The sequence below is a fragment of the Streptomyces sparsus genome, assembly GCF_054776295.1.
On record NZ_BAAHCA010001326.1, the window covers coordinates 1 to 1,016 of the forward strand.

At 74.2% G+C, this 1,016-nt stretch carries 1 protein-coding gene; it reads left to right on the forward strand.

Going from position 1 to position 1,016, the window contains the following annotated elements; translation table 11 throughout:
* Positions 1-119 precede the first annotated feature (119 nt).
* The gene (locus tag ACYVE9_RS28210) at positions 120-1,001 is read left to right on the forward strand and encodes an arylamine N-acetyltransferase family protein (protein ID WP_461030722.1); all 882 of its coding nucleotides are present in this window, start codon (positions 120-122) and stop codon (positions 999-1,001) included.
* Positions 1,002-1,016: the final 15 nt, after the last annotated feature.

The following is a 1,016-nucleotide window of genomic DNA, read 5'->3' on the forward strand; positions in this document are numbered from 1 at the left end:
GTCCGGCGCCCCCGTCGGCGCCCCACCGCTTGCGCCCGGCGCCTGACGTGCTCCGCCTGGCGGCCACCGCCGCGGCCGTCGCTTGACGTCAAGTGCACTTGAGGTTCTAGCGTCGGGACATGCCGACGACCTGGGGCTCCCCCGACTTCGACCTCGACGCCTACCTGAACCGCATCGGATGGGACGGCGACCGCGCCCCGACCGTGCGCACCCTGCGCGGACTCCAGCGCGCCCACGTGACGACGATCCCGTTCGAGAACCTGGAGATCATGCTGGGCCGTCCTGTGCCGCTGGACCTGCCGAGCCTGCAGGGCAAGCTGGTCCGGCAGCGCCGTGGCGGGTACTGCTTCGAGCACTCCCTCCTGTTCGCCGCCGCGCTGGAGCGGCTGGGGTTCGGCGTCACCGGGCTGTCCGCCCGGGTGCGTCTGGGCCAGGGCGGGAAGATGCTGCCGGCCACGCACGCCCTGCTGCGGGTGGCCACCGAGGAGACGGCGGCCACCGGACGGGAGTGGCTGTGCGACGTCGGCTTCGGGCGGGACGCGCTGGAGCCGGCGGAGTTCACCGACGGCGCCGAGGTGTCCGAGGGCGGGTGGCGGTTCCGCCTGGAGAGGGAGTCCGGGGAGCCGGCCGAGACGTGGGTGTGGCGTTCACTGGTCGGCGACGAGGTGCACGACGCGCACGCCTTCACCCTCAACCCGCAGTTCCCGGTGGACTACGCGGTCGGCAACCACTTCGTCTCGACGGCGCCGCGCTCGCCCTTCGTCACCGGTCCGCGGGTCCAGCGCATCACTCCGGGAGCGCTGCACGTGCTGGACGGCGTCCGGGTCAGCACGCTGCGCCCCGACGGCGGGGCCGAGGAGCGGGCCGTCGAACCCGCCGAGGTGCCGAAGGTGCTGGAGCACACCTTCGGCATCGAGCTGGACACCGCCGACCGGGCCGCCCTCGTGCGGTGGCTGGAAGCCGACCGGCGCGCCTCGGAGCGCCCGCACCCGGACGCCTGACACGGGCGCCCGGAC

Excerpts from the sequence above, each read along its gene's own strand:
- ACYVE9_RS28210 (WP_461030722.1), top strand. The coding sequence starts at position 120 with ATGCCGACGACCTGGGGCTCCCCCGACTTCGACCTCGACGCCTACCTG.